The 253-nt window shown below is 56.5% G+C and carries 1 protein-coding gene; it reads left to right on the top strand.

The window, feature by feature from the left end; genetic code table 11:
- Nucleotides 1-221 (top strand): nuclear transport factor 2-like protein (locus tag AF337_RS04315; RefSeq protein ID WP_049731168.1); only part of this gene is annotated, 221 nt, incomplete at its 5' end.
- Nucleotides 222-253 lie beyond the last annotated feature (32 nt).

Here is a 253-nt window from a genome sequence, read left to right as displayed (position 1 = left end):
ACGAACGAGCGCGCCATCAAGGCGTCGCCGCAATCCGAGAATGGTGGGTGGCTGCGAAGAAGGCGGCTCAGTACGTTGCTAAACCTTTGGAATGCACGGTCGACGGTGACAAAGCGCTCATCCGAGCCAAGGTGAGCGGCCAGTTTCCCGGTAGCCCGGTGACCCTCACCTACGACTTTGCCATCAAAGACGGCAAGATCGTCAGCCTGGAGATCCAATAATGACTGACTTTCTCAATTTGGAAGGCAAACGC

This window comes from Rhizobium ecuadorense, assembly GCF_001187535.1.
Classification (GTDB): Bacteria; Pseudomonadota; Alphaproteobacteria; order Rhizobiales; family Rhizobiaceae; genus Rhizobium; species Rhizobium ecuadorense.
The sequence above is the reverse complement of the archived record's forward strand: the minus strand, read 5'-3'. Positions and strand labels throughout refer to the sequence as shown.